At 50.7% G+C, this 16256-nt stretch carries 16 protein-coding genes and 1 pseudogene; 14 read left to right on the top strand and 3 right to left on the bottom strand.

The features are described 5' to 3' along the window. Positions 1-1258 precede the first annotated feature (1258 nt). The 3 genes from G3T16_RS10210 (at position 1259) to G3T16_RS10200 (ending at position 2967) form a co-directional block, all read left to right on the top strand. Positions 1259-1867, top strand: coding sequence for a hypothetical protein (locus G3T16_RS10210; RefSeq protein WP_163495131.1), 609 nt, complete (start codon positions 1259-1261; stop codon positions 1865-1867). Then, the gene (locus tag G3T16_RS10205; protein ID WP_163495130.1) at positions 1842-2399 is read left to right on the top strand and encodes a hypothetical protein; all 558 of its coding nucleotides are present in this window, start codon (positions 1842-1844) and stop codon (positions 2397-2399) included. Before G3T16_RS10210 ends, G3T16_RS10205 begins: the two co-directional genes overlap by 26 nt. A gap of 82 nt (positions 2400-2481) precedes the next feature. Then, positions 2482-2967 carry a hypothetical protein gene (locus tag G3T16_RS10200; protein ID WP_163495129.1) on the top strand — a complete coding sequence of 162 codons (486 nt, stop codon included), beginning with the start codon at positions 2482-2484 and terminating at the stop codon, positions 2965-2967. Here the strand turns inward: G3T16_RS10200 and G3T16_RS10195 are convergent. Beyond that, positions 2887-4056 (bottom strand): IS4 family transposase, encoded by a 1170-nt coding sequence (locus tag G3T16_RS10195; RefSeq protein ID WP_163494389.1) that lies wholly within the window; start codon positions 4054-4056, stop codon positions 2887-2889. The two genes, G3T16_RS10200 and G3T16_RS10195, sit on opposite strands and share 81 nt — an antisense overlap. A 146-nt stretch (positions 4057-4202) precedes the next feature. Here G3T16_RS10195 and G3T16_RS10190 point away from each other — a divergent pair, with 146 nt between their 5' ends. Continuing rightward, a complete protein-coding gene (locus tag G3T16_RS10190; RefSeq protein WP_163495128.1) occupies positions 4203-4883 on the top strand; it encodes a hypothetical protein in 681 nt (226 codons plus the stop codon). A 257-nt stretch (positions 4884-5140) separates the two neighbouring features. Here the strand turns inward: G3T16_RS10190 and G3T16_RS10185 are convergent, their stop codons facing one another. Next, complete coding sequence (locus G3T16_RS10185) at positions 5141-6352, bottom strand: IS256 family transposase (RefSeq protein WP_163495127.1); 1212 nt, start codon at positions 6350-6352, stop codon at positions 5141-5143. A gap of 438 nt (positions 6353-6790) precedes the next feature. Between G3T16_RS10185 and G3T16_RS10180 the strand changes: the two genes are divergently transcribed. The 3 genes from G3T16_RS10180 to G3T16_RS10170 all read left to right on the top strand — a co-directional run bounded on the left by G3T16_RS10180 (position 6791) and on the right by G3T16_RS10170 (position 9303). Further along, complete coding sequence (locus G3T16_RS10180; protein WP_332102891.1) at positions 6791-7207, top strand: GFA family protein; 417 nt, start codon at positions 6791-6793, stop codon at positions 7205-7207. A 113-nt stretch (positions 7208-7320) separates the two neighbouring features. Further along, complete coding sequence (locus tag G3T16_RS10175; RefSeq protein ID WP_197911634.1) at positions 7321-8241, top strand: alpha/beta fold hydrolase; 921 nt, start codon at positions 7321-7323, stop codon at positions 8239-8241. 888 nt (positions 8242-9129) lie between these two features. Further along, complete coding sequence (locus tag G3T16_RS10170; protein ID WP_163495125.1) at positions 9130-9303, top strand: hypothetical protein; 174 nt, start codon at positions 9130-9132, stop codon at positions 9301-9303. 392 nt (positions 9304-9695) lie between these two features. Here the strand turns inward: G3T16_RS10170 and G3T16_RS10165 are convergent, their stop codons facing one another. Beyond that, positions 9696-9932, bottom strand: a complete 237-nt coding sequence (locus G3T16_RS10165) for an addiction module protein (protein WP_163495124.1) — start codon at positions 9930-9932, stop codon at positions 9696-9698. Between the two features lie 560 nt (positions 9933-10492). Here G3T16_RS10165 and G3T16_RS10160 point away from each other — a divergent pair. The 7 genes and pseudogenes from G3T16_RS10160 (at position 10493) to G3T16_RS10130 (ending at position 16064) form a co-directional block, all read left to right on the top strand. Further along, positions 10493-10771: a hypothetical protein gene (locus G3T16_RS10160; RefSeq protein WP_163495123.1), complete on the top strand. Its 279-nt coding sequence runs from the start codon at positions 10493-10495 to the stop codon at positions 10769-10771. Between the two features lie 123 nt (positions 10772-10894). After that, positions 10895-11320, top strand: coding sequence for a GFA family protein (locus tag G3T16_RS10155; RefSeq protein ID WP_163495122.1), 426 nt, complete (start codon positions 10895-10897; stop codon positions 11318-11320). A 553-nt stretch (positions 11321-11873) separates the two neighbouring features. Continuing rightward, positions 11874-12230, top strand: a complete 357-nt coding sequence (locus tag G3T16_RS10150) for a transposase (RefSeq protein WP_163495121.1) — start codon at positions 11874-11876, stop codon at positions 12228-12230. Then, positions 12200-13030 carry an IS3 family transposase gene (locus tag G3T16_RS10145; protein WP_232059362.1) on the top strand — a complete coding sequence of 277 codons (831 nt, stop codon included), beginning with the start codon at positions 12200-12202 and terminating at the stop codon, positions 13028-13030. The genes G3T16_RS10150 and G3T16_RS10145 overlap by 31 nt, the downstream gene beginning before the upstream one ends. A gap of 131 nt (positions 13031-13161) precedes the next feature. Then, positions 13162-13527 (top strand): hypothetical protein, encoded by a 366-nt coding sequence (locus tag G3T16_RS10140; protein WP_163495120.1) that lies wholly within the window; start codon positions 13162-13164, stop codon positions 13525-13527. A gap of 516 nt (positions 13528-14043) precedes the next feature. After that, positions 14044-15306, top strand: a pseudogene (locus G3T16_RS10135) (IS110 family RNA-guided transposase). A gap of 233 nt (positions 15307-15539) precedes the next feature. Further along, complete coding sequence (locus tag G3T16_RS10130) at positions 15540-16064, top strand: DinB family protein (RefSeq protein ID WP_197911633.1); 525 nt, start codon at positions 15540-15542, stop codon at positions 16062-16064. Positions 16065-16256: the final 192 nt, after the last annotated feature.

The raw sequence follows: 16256 nt of genomic DNA, 5'->3' as shown, positions 1-16256 counted from the left end.
GCTTTTTGCTGCCGGTGATGCGCGGCGTTATAGGTCATTCGAATGAGAATCGGAGAGCTTCAAAAGCGCCATACCTCCTCCTCGTTCCCCTCCCGAAAGTTAGCGGGGTGGCTATTTCTGGCTGGGTCCATTCCTAAGATAATTTGGGTCGGACTGGCGGGAGTAATTGCAGTTCCGCATCCATCGTATCATTCTTTGTACGGCGGGCCAGCGATCGCCTGCTTTTTAGTTGGCCTTGGGCTCCTAAACAATAGGGGGCGTGTACTTGCAGGTGCCTTGGCAGTTTTGTTACTCGGTATCCTCGGGTGGTTCGTGCTGCCATGACCTATAACAAGCAGCGGCAACACGCGGCCTGTGGCCGCCGGACTCGCCATTCCGTGGCTCCCCGTTGCGCTGAGCGCTATGAGTGTTTCCGAGAGCTCTGAAGATGAGTGAATCCACCAAGGGCGCAATAGAAAGTATGACGGGGAATCTGATTCTCTTTGTTTTGCTATTGGTTGGCTCTTACGTTGTGATTAGCCTTGTAGTTTACAAAACATCAGCGTTTTCTCGATTTAGTCGTAGTAGTAAGAACGTAATTGTTTCTGTTGTTTCCGTTCTTATATTTTTCCTGCTTGGGTACTATTTTTCAGGAGCCGGCGTTGTTTCGGGCTAAGAACACTCATAACCAGGCGTTGAACTACGCGCCTGACGGCGCCGGACAGCCTAATCGCGGCTTCGCCGCAGACCGCCGGTTAACGCGGCGTTATTGAGCGCATCCAGCAAGGAATCGAGAGATGGAGTTCACAAGAATTCGGCCACTACGATCAGAGATTCCGGTCTCGGGAGCCTCACCCGGCTTATATCTCAGTGCTTCTGTTCCTGGTGCCATCTATAACCGAAAAACGTTTCCGCGGAAACGCGGCTTCGTTTCTGAAGGTGCCCGTGTTCAATGTGGTCAGTGTGGAAGCGCCAAGCAGCTTCGTCCTCGGTGCATCCTTTTGGCTAAAGCCTCCGCTTTCGTTCTGGCAACGTGGTGGTCGGGTAAGCTTTCCCAGCGCTACAATAACCAGGCAATTAACTACGCGCCTCCGGCGCCGGACGCGCTTAAAGCGCACCGGTTATTGAATCGTTAGCCAATCAAAAATAGAGACTAAAGATGCAATATGGAACCTCAGCGAAAGATTACCTTTTCAGAGCCTTTCGGCTTCTAGAGGACGGAAAGCCTGAATCGCTCTTCTATGCTTCGTTCGAATTGAGGTGCGGAATTGAATCTAGGATGAAAGAGTATCTCGAAGTCCAGAAGCACATCTCTCAGAGGCTGAAAAAAGGGTGGCAAATTGCAAGGCTTGGTAAGTCGATTGAAAAAGCCTTCAAAACCGGTGATAACGTCGTAAAAGTCAGTATTTATGACCACGACGGTGGTAACCTTTTAGCTGTCTTTTATTATACTCCGGTGGGTAAAACTCTTAAGAACTATGCCCAGCGGCTGGGAGATTACCTCCACGCTCAGCAGAAGTTTCGAGAAAAAACTGATCCCTGGTGGTCTGACTTTCGTGATTTTCTCAATAAGGCTTCACATGAGCTTAATCTAGCAACAAAAGGTAACCTGCTAGGACCACCAATACTGAACTCCAAAACGGGTGAGTTCGATATTAATTGCGAAATACCGTACGGAGTCGACCCTAAACACTGGTATTCGTTATTTCAAAATAAGGGCGAGCAAATACGCATGGAAGTTGAATACCTTGAAAGCGTACCTGCATCTATAGATATAGAGCTCCAGCATGTGCTTCGCTGGGCTAACAAATCAATGCAGCCGACCGCTGACGCGTCGGCTGATGGAGACGTTAGGAGTCTTAATGAACTTCCTAGAATTCATCGCTAGTCTTGTGGATTCACTCGCCTGGCCTGGAGTGGTCTGTGTGTTCCTCTGGACTTTTCAAGAGCGCATTGGATCTCTGCTACCACGATTGGTCCGGTTCAAACACAAAGACACTGAACTGGAGTTTTCCGAGGCGATCGAAAGACTAGAAAGAATTGAGCAGCCGGCTATAGAAGGTGCCGTCTATGAGGCCGAGCCGAATGAGCAGTACCTAGAGCTCTTAAAGATCGCTGAGATATCACCGCGAGCAGCGGTAATGGAGGCCTGGATCAAGGTTGAAACCTCAGCAGCTAGAGCCGCAGTGCGAGCATTTCCCGAATTGGATGAAAAAATGCTACGTGGTCCTGCCCAGCCGCTAAGGCTGCTGGAGAAGAAAGTTCTGAATAAGAATGAGACGAACGAGTTGAGAGAGCTACGACGCTTAAGGAATATGGCTGCTCACCACGAGGATTTTGATTTAGAGGGGCGTCCGATAGAGGCTTACATTGATATTGCGCTTACTATGGTAAGCAGGCTCGATGCGTACGCCTCCTAACACGTCAAGGCAGCAAGGGCGCTTCGCGCCGGGACCCGCTAACGCGGGCCCCTGCTTGAAGCGTTAGGCATCTGAGGTGCGCATGTTAAAAGAAGTCCTCAATGAAGTTGAACAAATAGCAATAATGCCATTCTCTAGGGCACTTCTTGAGCACAATTTTGAGATTGATGAGTTCGTATTCTTTGAGGCCGGGGCTTTAGATCTTGAGTCGTTAAACCCAATACAAAATGAAACCTTTGGAGAACTCTGTGATTATAAGTTAAACGGTGAAGTTGATCCTCAATATGGAAACCAAATGCTCAGACGGGCTACGACATCGCTCACAAAATTTGATTTGGATGTTTTAAAAAATCACCCAACAGTGGTCTTTCCAGTTTCCATTGATATGGAGAAGTTTTTAAATCAACATCATCAGGATGATGTTGATTTAATTAAAAAGCTGTCATTTATCGCCGAGAAAGCAATGGATATGATCACTACTGTCCGGTTAATTATGGAACAAATTCAGTTGGTTAGAAATCATGTCATCCTCCAGGATCTGTTTGGTGTCGAGAAAGTCCTTGTTTAAAGGGATATTTTCGAACAGGGTGATGGAAAATACCTGTAATAGAGTGTAGAGCGAAGGCTGCAAATCGAGGCGCTTTTTGATGATAGCGACGAGCACATATACCGACACAGCGGTCCAGATTTGCACCTTCACCGCGTTCTCCGATGTGCCGTAGAACTTCTTGATCCGGAGATGTTGCTTGATCCATTTGAAAAATAACTCGACTTGCCAGCGGGCCTTGTACAGCTCGCAGATGGTTATTGGTGGAGGACCGAACAAGTTGGTCAGGAAAATGAGTGTTTTCTCTGTCTCTGGATCTTTGAAGCGAATCCGACGCAGATGGTGGGGATAATGTTTGTGGCTGTAGAATCCCGACAGCGCCACCGTCTGATCGCAGATAATGCCCTGCGTCCGGTCGCTCGGAGCAGAGTAGATCCGCCGCAGGTCGGTATTCGATTTGGCGCGGGTGACAAAGAACGCTCCGGCGTCGTGCAACCCAAAGAGCCGTTCGAAATCGAGGTAAGCACGATCCATTACGTAGATTGCTGCCGGCTCCGGAATCAGCAGGTCGAGCACGTTGACATCGTGCATCTTGCCGTCGGAAACATGTATAAAACTCGGGATATTTCCGCGCAGGTCCAGCAGCGTGTGCATTTTGACCGCTGCCTTGGTGCTTCGAAATGGTGCCCACGGAAACAGCGAAAGGCAGAGGTCGATGGTTGTCGAGTCGAGCGCGTAAACCGTGTTCGACAGATCGAGCCCCAGGTCTTCTTCGGCGTAGAGCTTGCGGGCCTGTGCAATCAGCCGTTGCGCAAACTCGGCGTAGATTCTCCAGTCTCTCCGCTCGTTGGCATCGGCCAGCGTAGAGCGCTTGATCGGCGAACGAATGCCCATGTGGTAGAGCTTGGCCGATTGCGCCGAAAGACACGCTTCTATATCGCGCAGGCTTTCCCGGTAGGTCAGTTGCGCAAATGCCAGCACACGAAAATGTTCGGTGCACGGCAGCGTGCGTACACGACGATTTCCTGCATACCGATCGACGATTCGCGTGAACGTAGTCCATGGCAGGAAGTCCATCAACTGCGCAAACAGAGTTTTGCCGGTGTACATGGGGAGTCCTCTGGGAATAGATTCCCGGAAGGTCACCTGAAAGCGCAGTCGCGCTCAAGTCGACACCACAAATATTTGGCGAAAAAATTAGCCTATTCATACAGTTACGTGAATCATGGACTTAGTTAACCGGACAGTAGTGGGATATGATTCGTTTTGAGTTATGTCGTTTAGATCTACCTGACACCATTCCCGGCACTATTGGCTCATGGGAAGGTTCAAGTGATTATCTAGGTGTTCTCGTTTATGATAAGCATATGGCTAAAAGCTTTTTAATTGCAGGTTCAGCTGTTGAGTCAACTCAAGTCGTTAAAGGCATTGGCCTAGAGATTGATCGTTACCCATACCATCCAATCCTTAAGCCTGAGTACGGTGAACTTGCATCATATGCCCATCAAGCGCTCATGTTGCTAACTGACGCCATGATCGCACCAAATAGCACTGTAAAGTTCATGCGGGTGATGGGGCTGCTGGAATTTCTGGCAAGCCCAAATGAATATCAAACTTGGAAAAAAGTAAAAGGTGATTTGGCCTGCCATATTGCCAAAGACAAAACCAAATATCATTCGCTATTAGATAGGTTTCGAGCTCTTACATCACTCAACGATGGCAATGGTAATGAAATAGGCTATCGAACACTTGTCGTACACCAAGGTAGGTATCTGCCTGATCTTGTTGGTCCTCACGAAGAACTTTCTAGCCTATTCAAAGAATTACAATATTATGCTTCGTGTGTTATCAGAGACATGATGGACAATCCATCATGGTCGTGGGCGGATTTTCTGCAGCATAGAGATACTTTGAAAATTAATCTCGGCGTGAAATAAATGCCTAACAAGAAGCTGCACGCGGAAACATTTTACTACGCTCATTTTTGTGCATTCCGCTACGCTTCATTTTTTCACAAAAACGCTCTCCGTAAAATGTTCCGGTGAGCTTGGCGTTATGGATATCTGGTGGATTGAATGGGCCGAAAGCTAACGCCGGAACAAAAAGCGTTGTACAAGCGTATAGATGAAATTGTCTTCTACAAATGGGACGGTAGTGTAAATATTTTTTCGCACTTTTTTCGAGGCGATGACCTTCAAGCTGATTGATGAGCCTCTATATCCTGCTGCCGTAACCAGTCCATCGACATGTACTTACGGGTTCCCCATTTGGTGCTCGCGATGTGGCGGAGCCTCGCCCCTACCAACATCACAGCGGACTCGCCATCAGGGAACGCGCCGACAACCCGGGTACGGCGCCGAATTTCTCGCATGATCCGCTCCAGCGGGTTATTGGTACGAATCTTCAGCCAGTGGGTCTGTGGGTAGCTGTAGAAGGCGAAGGTCTCGTCGATGCAGCGCTCCACCAAATCAGCAGCCTTCTGTAGCCGCATGGTTCTGAGTTCCTCGACAACCTTCATCGCTTTATCCTGTGCCGCCTCGCGGCTCTCCTGGGCATGGATAGCCTTGAGCATAGCGGAAACCAGGGCCATCTTCGCCCTGGGCACATGGCTGAACACGTTGCGATAAAAATGGACTGTACAGCGCTGCCAATCCGCCTCTGGGAAATACTCGGCAGCGGATTCACTCAAGCCCATGCAGGCATCAGAAATGATCATTCTGATACCCTTCAAGCCTCGCGATTTCAAATGCTCCAGGAAGCTGCCCCAGCCGGATTTGTCTTCCTTGTGCCCTTCCTGAACGCCGAGAATATGCCGATACCCCTCCTGGTCGACGCCGACAGCGACCAATACGGAAACGTTGCGCACCTCGCCGGCCCAGCTTCGCTTCAAGACGATACCATCCAGGTAGACGTAGGGATACTCGCCCCGGATAGGACGATTCCGCCAGGTCTCAATATGCTTGTAGACCTTCTTGTTCAGCTTGCTGACGGTGCCGGAGCTGACGCGGGTTCCCCACAGGGCCTCGGTGATATCCTCGACCCGGCGGACGGAAACGCCGGCCAGGTACATCTCCATCAGGGCCTCTTCAATTGAGGTCTCGCGGCGCTTATATCGTTCAATGATGGCGGTCTCGAAGGTCTGCTTGCGCAGCTTGGGCATCTTCAGGGTGACTTCGCCGGCCTTGGCGTGGAATTTGCGCTCATAGTGACCGGCGCGGGTATCTATGCGATCAGGGCTGCGTTCGTAACGCTGGGCCCCGCACATAGCATCTGCCTCGGCATCCAGCATCGCATTCAGCGTCTCCTCAACCGTGCCACGGACCAGTTCACCGAGGTGATCCTGTATCTTTGCCTCGTTGATCTGAACGACTTTACCCAAGCTCTTGTTCTCGCTATTGTTGCTCATGGTGGTGGTTCTCCGTTGTTGTGGGATTAAGCTTCGCAACTCAATCGTATCAACTCGGGAGGCCACCGCCTCTTCAAATGTGCGAAAAATATTTTACGTTATCATGGGACCCAATAGGAATATCGAATAGTGACTGGCCTCGTGACGAGTATGAAGCATATGTTCCTCGCATCTTTGGGCGGTCATAGCGAATGACGATCCTGAGCCAATTGCAGCCTTGCTAGGAACCTTTGAAGTTGAATTTATGGGGCTCCCCCAAGCAAAGAAGCGTAAATTAGCTGTTGCAGAACAAATGCTATCTATTAAAACCGCACTTGGGAGCGAGTAAATGAGGCAAGGAATCCATAACCAAGCGCAGCACTACACAGCCTTCGGCTGTCGGACGCTCGCAAGCTCGCGCCGGTGTGCGCGGCGTTATGTGTGCGTCACCTGCAGGCCATGGATGGGAATCCTATGACTAAGCATGTTGGTTCTTGCCTGTGTGGCACAGTGAGATTTGAGGTCCATGGTGACTTCGACAGCTTTTACCTGTGCCATTGTGAGTATTGCCAAAAAGATACGGGATCTGCTCATGCGGCAAATTTATTTTCGCAGTCAGCTAAACTGACCTGGCTGGCGGGTGTAGATGCTGTGACTTCCTTTACGCTTCCAGATACTCGCCACAACAAAAGCTTCTGTAGGTCGTGTGGTTCAGCATTACCAAGCACCCAACTTACAGACCTGCTCGTTGTTCCCGCAGGGTGTTTGGATACTGAAGTCTCTGTATTGCCAACTGCGCACATCTTCACATCGAGCAGAGCGGCTTGGGACGCGGCGATTGGTGACGTGCCAGAGTTCGAGGGCCTGCCAGAGTAGGCTAAGATCACATAACCAGTGGCTGTTGGCGGACGCACCTTCGCTGGCGCTCCGGCACGCCGCAAAGCCAGGGCGTTCAGCAGCCACGAGTGGAAATATATCAGGAGGTTTTGGTGCCAGAGAAATTTGTCCCCGTGGATGGCAGGTCACTTTGGAGTCATTCTGTCGGCTCGGACGGACGGGACGTCATACTATTGGTTTCAGGTGCGAATGCATCAGCTTTGATGTGGCCGGATGAATTCGTTGAACTGCTCGTGTCCAAGGGATATCGCGTGATTCGGTATGATCATCGTGATACTGGACGCTCTACCTTTATTGGGTTTGATGATGCCCCCTATACCGTGGAGGATCTGGCGTCCGATGCGGTATTAATTCTCGACGCGTGGGAAGTGGGCAAGGCCCATGTTGTTGGCTTATCGATAGGCGCGACGTTAGGCCAAGTGCTTGCGCTTGATCATTCGGATCGGCTCTACAGTTTGACCCTCATGTGTGGAGCAGCACTCGATGTGGACTTCGTCGGCAATATCGGACGGGCCTTTTCAGGAGAAAGTTCACCGGATGGTTTGCCCCTTCCAAACAAGGAGGTGCTTGAAGCGCTCTCTGCGCGAGCAACGCCCTCAGAGAGTATGGAGGAAGAACTTGATCGTCGCGTAAAAGAATGGGGTCTCCTTTCAGGAGAAAAGCTCGAGTTTGATGCGGCTGATTTTCGGCTCCGTGAGCAACGATGTATAGATCATGCCGGAACTTGGGTACAGCCCGGAAATCACGCGATGGCATCGCCAGTACCTCTATCCAGAGGGAGGGAGCTGGGCAAGGTGAGCGTTCCGGCCTTGGTGATTCAGGGCTCTGAGGACCCTCTCAATCCGCCACCCCACGGCAAGCACATTGCGGATTTGTTGCCGAACGGTCGCCTGGTTGAAGTTGATGGTCTTGGGCACTGTCTTCCAAAAGCCTTGCTGCCTCGGATAGCAGATGAAATTACCCATCATGCTGAACAAAGCCATGCAGCCGACGCTCGTACCTCGCGCGGCTGATGGCTGGCGTTATGAAGCTGGTTCCATGGGCTCCGGCAAGCAATTATGCCCTGTGGGTTGTTCTTGTTCTCCAGCATCAGGCAATGGAGGAATATTCAGGTCAGGGCAGCTCCGTTCGTCCGACCATTTCTGAGTTGTCGGCCCCGTGGGCTTTTCGAGTTCCCCTGCAGCGGGCTGAGGTGGCATAATCGGGTCAGGCATTACCGTTCGTTCAGCCGTTCGGAGCAATGCCGGGAAACCAGGCTGAAGATCTGGAGATTTCAATAAACCGGAGGTGGTGGCCGGAGCATTATGCCACCTTCACAGAGGCCAGCAATGGAAGCAGCGGCATCATCAACATCAGCGTCCTTTTCCGTAGAGGCTAGCATCCAGTCCGGGCTCCGCTGGCGCTCCGCCTGTTTGGTCTCTTTTCCGTCCTCTGCTCAGCTCCATAACAATAAAAAGCAGGCGGACGCATGAATGCGCCGCTGTTTTGAGCGTTAACTGCCTTGTGGAGCCATGAGAATCCACCAAAATAGGGAGTCAAGCAATTCGTTTTTACTAGTATCGTTGCTAGTAATATTCTTTTTCCTGTTCCAATATACGGAAATCCACACGGTAGTAACGACAGGGTGCGAATCACTAGAAGCATTTTGGCTTGCTTCTGATCAATCGGGGTTCACCCCATTCAATTTATTTCTGTATGTCTTCGCGCTATTTGGTCTGTGGGCTATTGTCGAGATATTCGCATCTCATATTGGTAACTACAGCGATAAAATAAATTGTACTATTATTTGCTCGCTTGTCCTCGTGACCATCACACTAGTAATGGCAGCATTTCGGGCTCAGTGGGAATACTTCGAGGTGCAGAGGGGGATTCGAAGTTTCAGGGACTTATCTTTTCAGATTATGGAAATGCCAGAAAAAATCTATATTAGCCCATGGGATGAATTCTTGAAGGAAAAACGCTGCAAAGATCCTGGCTTTTTCAAAAACCTCAACTCAGAAGAAGATTGGCTAAAATTAGAAAAAGAATTTATTAAGGGCGGAGGCACTTTTGGACGTATTGAAATCAGCAGTTAACAAGCGCCTGTTGTCGCCCCTGCGGGGCTGGGACAGCCAAAAACGCTGCGCTTATTTTGCCTGCCCCAAAGGCGGGCGTTATGGGTTGAGCCGGCCGTGCCAATAATCTGGAAGCCGAGAGTGGTGTGCTAAAGCAACGATGGTGATAGTCTGATCGTGCTGTACTGTCACGAGAGAGAAGGGAAATCTATGCAGGATCAGCTTCTTTGCACCAAGTCCGGCGGCATTCCCCGTAATCGGTATGAGCGGAGGGTTAGGTCCCCTGAGAAGGCGAGCTCCATGCTCAAAGGCAGAAATGAGCCTGGACCCAAGGCCGGGCTGCTCCATTTCGTACCAGGCAACAGCTTCTTCAAGTTCCCGGGCAGCTTCCTTGCTGACCTTTATCTTCAAAATCAGGCACCTATGCGAGATTTGGCTCTGGCAAGGACTTCATCCAAGTCCAGTAATTCTGCTTTGCCGGACTCTATCTCATTGATTCTCCGGCAAATTTCGATATCCCAAGCTTCTGCGACATCTCCCTCAGAGGGGCCATCGAGGCTGGCCATAAGATCACTGGCAAGTTTAGCCCGTTCCTGCTCAGTCAGGCTTAGGGCAGCATTCCTGAGAGTTTCAAGTTCTGCCGTACTCATAGTCGTCTCCATAAATGAGCAAACTGGTGAAATGTTGCCGCAAATTATAACCCATAACAAGCGCAAGCAGTGCGTGCCTGACGGCACCGGACGCCAGCTTCGTTGTCGCCGCTGTTGCGGTCGTTATGTAGGCTTATGAGATGAAGTGCGAAACTTGCCATTCGCCGGAAATATGGACTTGGCGTCTGTACTTCAAGGCTTCGATCGGTTCGATTACTTGCTCTAGTTGCGGGGCGAAGCAAAGGCTAAAACGTAACGGGAAATATTGGATTTGGGTTTGTCTATTTTTCTTGTGCCTATTTCCGATTTTCGCAATTTATACGAATATCGTTTTTTACGTCGCAGAGGCTCACCCTGAAGTATTTCGTGACGGTGCATTTAAGTTAGGGTTTTCAGCATTTGGTGGCGTTTCGGTGTTCCTTGCCTTTATTGTTCCGGATAAGTATTTCTTATCCAAGTGGGGTAGCTTGGGTGCCAAGGCTACATAACAATACGCACCAGTACGCGGCCTGCGGCCGCCGGACGCCCTTGAAAGGGCGCCGCTGTGCTCCGCGTTATGAGTGCTTAACGAGGTTCGAGATTTGATTCATAGTTGCTCTTCTTGTTCGCTGGCTGAGGTATGGTTCGAAGAAGATGGCTCCGATGTTTATCTAAACCTGAATAGGGTAGCGGCAGAAGAAGACCTTGAGCGCGACCATTATCTTGAATATGAGGGGCAGACAATCGAAACCATTAAGATTCAGGTGGCGTTCTGCCCTTATTGCGGTCAAAAGCTCGCAAGCGGTAAGGACGCCGTTATGCCCCAGTTCCATCATCATAATTTTGGTACCAGGAAGTGAGCACTCATAACCAAGCGCAGCACTTCGCAGCCTTCGGCTGCCGGACGCTCGCAGGCTCGCGCCGGTGTGCGCGGCGTTAGGTGCCCACCCAGTCGAGACACGCAGAATTGGAACCAGATCAATATGAAAAGGACAGGTAGTTGCCTCTGTGGTGCGGTTAGAGTCAGTGTAGACGCTGCAGCAACTGACCTTGGCGCCTGTCATTGTGCAAGATGTCGGAAATGGTCGGGCGGCCCATTGATGGAGCTTGAATGTGGTTCCGATGTGAAATTTGAAGGTTTTGAGAATATCGAAGTCTTCAAGTCCTCGGACTGGGCTGAAAGGGGGTTCTGCAAAGTGTGTGGAAGCCACCTTTTTATTAAGTCGGTTGAAAGCGGCGAGTATGGTATCCCGCCGGGGCTGTTTGATAGCGACAAAGGTATAGATTTCAATCGGCAGGTGTTCTTCGATAAGAAGCCAGACTACTACAGCTTCTCAAACACTACTCGCAATATCACTAGCGAATACATATATGAACATTTCCCACAGGCTCGCGATGAAAACACGTAACAATTCGATTAACTACGCGCCTACGGCGCCGGACACGGCCTGCGGCCGCGCCGGTTATCTTCGGCGTTATGCAGCCTTAGATACGTAGATGCTTTCGCGAACTATTTCATTTCTAATCATTTTCCTGATATCCCTAGTATTGCTCGGACATGTTCGATCATTCTGGTATTTTCCTGTGTTTCTGGTGGTCTGTCTCTGCGCTTTATCCGGACCTATACTTTGGTTGAGGTATGCGAAATACTCATTTTTTGTGGTGCGAAGCTTTGCTGCCTTCTGTTTCGTTCTGGGTCTGTGGCTTTTATGGTCGAGGTATAGCTTCATAGTGGAACATGGCAGCCTTGAAGGCCCAGATGGGCAAGGCTCCCCACTTGCATTTATCGTGGGATTGGCTTTTGAGCAGACGCTATTTACTGTCTTTCCACTGATATTATTCCTAGCTTCGTCAAAAGGTAAGTGGCTAGGGGGACGGCATGCATAACCAGGCGTTCAACTACGCGCCGTAGTTCCTTCGGTTCAGTTGACACCCTGACCTAACTGTCAGGAGAGCAAGAAAATGCCGAAACCAGGTCCCAGAACGATGTATAAATACAGCGATGAATTCAAAGCAACAGCAGTCAAGCTGAGTGAATTACCGGGAGTGGCGATTCAGGATGTTGCCGAATCTCTGTATATTCATCCCTTCATGCTGTCGCGATGGCGAAAGCAGGTTCGAGAGGGGGTGATTATGACCAAGGGTGCAGAAATCAATAAAGAGGTTGCTGCTGAGTCAAAGGAGCTGCGGCGCATTAAAAGAGACTATCAGCGCCTGCAGGTGGAGCATGACCTTTTAAAAAAAGCCATCGAGTACACTTCCACTCGAAAAGCGAAGTCTTCGCCTTCATCGACTACCACAAAGGGACGTTCGCGTTGAAGCGCATGTGCGAGCTATATGGAGTTACTCGGGGTGGATACTACGCCTGGCGGGAGAGACCACCGAGCGAGCGGGAAATTGTTGATAAGGCCTTGTTGAAGAAGATCGAGACTGCCTATGACAAGAGTCAGCACACCTATGGAAGTCCGCGGATTCACCGGGTGCTCAGGAGAGCCGGCGAGACGGTGGGCAGACGCCGTGTAGAGCGGATCATGCGCGAAAACGGTATCAAGGCTTGTTCCAGCACGCTGTATCGGCGGACGCCTGGTACAAGTCGCTTCTTCGGCAGTGTAAAGAACCAGACTCATGAGCTGGAGATCACCAGGAAGGATCAGGTGTGGGTAGGCGATGTCACCTACCTGAAAGCGGGCGGACAGCGCCGATATCTGTCCACGGTGATGGATCGACATACCAGACGACTGCTGGGTTGGTCATACGGCGCAGAGCGCACCTCGGCGCTAACGCGTCGGGCGTTGCAACAGGCGTTGAATCTAAGGCGCCCGGCTGGAGAAATTTACTTTCATACGGATCGAGGCACGGAGTATCTGGCTGCAGATTTTAAGAAGGCATTGAAAAAGGCTGATTTTATCCAAAGCATGAACAGACCGCGCCGGATGAATGACAACGCGCACATGGAGTCATGGTACAAGTCGATGAAGTCGGATATGTACCATCGCTATAAGTTTGAGACGGATGGGCAGCTACGAGGTGCGATTAGAGATTACATTCGTTTTTACAACAATGAGAGATTACACTCATCACTCGGGTATCAAAGTCCGGTGGAGTTTGAAGCAGCGTGAAGCTAACTGATGGGTGTCAATTTTTTCGAAGGAAGTCTCCGCCTGACGGCGCTGGACAGCCTAATCGCGGCTTCGCCGCAGGCCGCCGGTTAACGCGGCGTTAAGAGGATCGCGAACTAAGGAGAGTTCTCATGGAATTGAAGGGATATCGAATTGCTGGATCTCTGTACTTACTCGACAATCTTGTGTCTGTTCTTTTGGGATTGGGTATCTCAATTATTTCCACGATAGTCGGATTGGCTCTACTGTTAGTCCAGAATGAATCGAAGCTTGAAGCACTGCGGTTTGTAGTTTTCGCGTGGGTAGCTTTGTCGATTATCTTAGTGCTGATCGGATCAGCGTCTCTTGGTTTATGGATTATTCTTTTAAGTACGCTGTTCTTCGGAAGTGCTATTGTTGGGCTGATGATGAATGACCTTTCACAACAATCAATAGCATTACTAGGCGGTGTTGGCGTCCTGGGTATTATAATTCCGGTAGCATCTTTATGGATTTAGACGCCATAAAAGAACCGCTTAACAAGCGGCTGTTGTCGCCCCTACGGGGCTGGGACGGTCTTTCCGCAGCTTCGCTACTACAAGCCCGCCCCAAAGCCTGACGTTAAGCGGATCCACCAAGGAATCGAGAGATGGAGTTCACCACAATTTGGCCACTGCGATCAGAGATCCGGGTCTCGGGAAACCCACCCTGCTTATATCTCAGTGCCTCTGTTCCGGGTGCCATCTATAACCGGAAAACGTTTCCGCGGATATAGATACTCAGTCCCGTTTCTTGGGCTTTACTACGGTAATTGGCAGGCAACTGCCAGCCAAGGCGGGACATGCACCTGCTGGCTACGAATGTCTCCGCGGAATCGCCAGACGATCGACGTTTCATCTTCGAGCCAGCAGGTGCGCTCGAGTTCATTAACGAATACTCAGGGATTGCCGTTGCACCGGCCCCTATATCACTTTCGCCGAACTCGGGCATGCATGTCCCTATATGGACTGTAGCATTTTGGGAGGGAATTGCTCATGGAAGCTATATCCGAAAGCTATTTCAAGGCATTTGTTGGATTGGACTGGGCCGATAAAAAGCACGATGCCTGTATTCAGAGAGCAGGTTTTTCAGAGCGCGAATTCGCATGCATTCCCCACCGGGTAGACAAGATTGAAGAGTGGGCCTTGTCGTTGTACCAGCGTTTTGGCGGCCCTGTCGCGATCATTGTCGAACTTACCCGCGGGCCAGTAGTGTACGCACTACAGAAATACGATTTCATCGAAATCGTCCCGGTCAACCCCAGCACACTCGCTCGTTACCGTAAATTGTTACATCCCAGTGGAGCCAAAGACGATCCTTCTGACGCAGAGCTCGCCCTCGACCTGGTGTTGAAACATCCCGAGCGCTTCCAGACACTCAAAGCCCAAGGCCCCCAGCTGAGAGAACTTCAACTGCTGGTAGAACACCGGCGGCAGTTGGTGGCGGATAAAGTGCGACTCACCAACCGATTGAATGCCGCACTAAAGCAGTACTATCCCCAGTGCCTGGACTGGTTCCAGCGACTTGATACTGTTTTATTCTGCAGCTTTCTCCAACGCTGGCCTAGCCTGGAAAAAGTGCAGAGTGCCGATACCAAAACGCTGAAAAAGTTCTTCCAAGAGCATCGCGCTAACCGAAAGGAAGTACAAGAACAGCGTCTGAGGGGCATCAGAAGCGCCCGCCCATTGACTGTCGACAAGCCGTTGATCTCAGCCTACGCACGTAAGGTCCAGGTACTCGCTGAGCAGCTAGAAGTATCACTACGTGCCATTAAACAGTACGATACGGAGATTGAATCTCTAGCTGTTGGTCACCCGGATTATGAGTTATTTGAAAACCTGCCGGGAGCCGGGGCAGCTTTAGCCCCGCGACTATTGGTGGCTTTCGGGGAGCAGCGCGATCGCTTTCAGAGTGCGGATGAAATTCAGATGTATGTGGGAGTAGCACCTGTCACCGAGCGCAGTGGCCAGAAGAAATGGGTGCACTGGCGAACCCAGTGTCCACGCTTCCTTCGGCAGACGTTCATTGAATGGGCGAGTCATAGTATTTGTTACTCATACTGGGCAGAGGTCTACTATCGTCAGCAACGAGAGAAGGGCAAAGGGCACCAAGCAGCTGTACGCTCCCTCGCCTACAAGTGGATCCGTGTGCTCTACCGTTGCTGGTAGTCCAACACAGCTTACGACGAATCCAGATACTTGAAAGCGCTCAACCGGCGCGGCTCGACTCTGATCAGCGGAGTGGCTCAAAATACTTGACCAACCACCTCAGGGAATGAAACGTCACTTCGTTTCTAAAAGTGCAACTTTCAAAGTGGCCAGTTTAGGTTTGCCAAGCAATTCCGTTCTCGGTGCATCCGTTGAGCTAAAGCCTCCGCTTTCGCTCCGGCAACGTGGTTCTCGGGTTGGCTTTCTCCGCGCCACAATAACCAGGCAATTAACTACGCGCCTCCGGCGCCGGACGCGCTTACAGCGCGCCGGTTTTTGAATCGTTGGGCGGCAATAAAGGCGAGGGCGCAAGCCAAATGCACATTCAAACGATGGCGCGGTACAACCGCTGGATGAACCATAAAATCTACGAGTGCTGCTCTGGATTGTCAGATGAGAAGCGGAAGCGCGAAATGGGCGCCTTTTTCAAATCAATCCATGGCACCCTCAACCATTTATTACTTGCTGATAGAGTCTGGATGGGGCGGTTCACAGGTAAGCCATTCCATGTCAAGTCGCTAGATCAAGAGCTCTACACAGACTTCGCCGTTCTTCGAGGCGAGCGCGAGGCTGAGGACAACCGCATCGTCGAATGGGTGGCTTCGCTTTCCCCGCAAGATGTAGACTCAGACTTGGTCTATACCAGCATCGTAAACCCTGAGCCTCGGCGATATCCGCTTTGGTTAGCTCTTTCACATTTCTTCAATCATCAAACACATCATCGTGGCCAGATCACGACCCTTCTTACCCAACTAGGCATTGATGTCGGAGTGACAGACCTGATCGGGCTACCAAGTGAGGAGATGTAATCAGTTCTTATGCAGCAATTGCCGCCCAACAAGGCGCTCCAGCCGACCGCCCACTCGCTATGCTCGCGGGTGTCGGCTGAGCTTTCGCGTTAATACGATGAATAACCTTCAGCTAATCGAACGATTGAAGAGAAAGCGGGCAAGGCTTTTAAAAGCCTACATCTTTCATGTCTTTTGGCTTTTTTCTACCTG

It is taken from the genome of Kineobactrum salinum (assembly GCF_010669285.1).
Lineage (GTDB): Bacteria > Pseudomonadota > Gammaproteobacteria > Pseudomonadales > Halieaceae > Kineobactrum > Kineobactrum salinum.
This window is presented reverse-complemented; position numbering and strand designations above follow the sequence as displayed.